We start from the raw sequence: 859 nt of genomic DNA, 5'->3' as shown, positions 1-859 counted from the left end.
TTGTCGCTCAGGCGACAGGCTCGTTTGTTACCACTGAAGGTGCAGACCAAGTAGAGGTTTACGAACTGCGTAATATCTCAGCTCTTGAAGCGACATTGACCTCTGGAACTGAAGCGATTTCTATTACAGAAATCACAGGGGCGACTAACACAACGACCTATCAAGGTACGACGACAAGCGGGACTCCTGTCTTCACGCTCGCGCTAGCGAATGATGGCTCTTATACCTTTACATTGTTAGGTCCTCTAAATCATCCTACAAGTCCGAATTCCAATACCTTAACGATTCCATTCGATGTCGTTGCCGTCGATGGTGATGGCGATGATTCTAACCAATATGTATTGCCAATCGAGGTGCTCGATGATGCGCCAGTAATGACGGCGCCGACTGGTGACATGGTTGTCGATGAAGACGATCTTACTGGTATTGGTTCAGATCAATCTGAAGATACCATTATTAATGGGTTATTCACGGTTGATGAAGGCGCCGATGGTGTTGTGAAGTATGAACTGGTTGATGAAGATTTGGTTCTGACTGGCTTAACCTCAGATGGAGAAAGTCTAGAGTGGCAAGCTGTGTCGCAAAGCGGCACAACATTTACTTACGTTGCTCAAACAGCAGCGAGTAATGAAGCGGTGTTCGAAATTATTTTCGATACCTCGGATAACAGCTATCAATTCGAATTGTTTAAACCATTTAAGCACCTTGATGGCGCGGGTGAAAACGCGATTAACCTTAACTTCTCTGTTGTAGCTGAAGATTTCGACCAAGATAAATCGAATGCGATCGATCTGAAGATCACGGTGACGGATGATGTGCCAACCATCACTGATATGACTGTTGCGAGTACGTTTGTCGT

The 859-nt window shown here is 45.4% G+C and carries 1 protein-coding gene; it reads left to right on the top strand.

Annotated elements, in window-relative coordinates; genetic code table 11:
• Positions 1–859, top strand: an 859-nt coding sequence (locus tag AB4351_RS22145) for a hypothetical protein (protein ID WP_372127199.1), incomplete at both ends; no start/stop codon positions are given.

Origin of the sequence: Vibrio sp. 10N.261.51.F11 (assembly GCF_041471665.1) — a bacterium.
Lineage (GTDB): Bacteria > Pseudomonadota > Gammaproteobacteria > Enterobacterales > Vibrionaceae > Vibrio > Vibrio crassostreae_C.
This window is presented reverse-complemented; position numbering and strand designations above follow the sequence as displayed.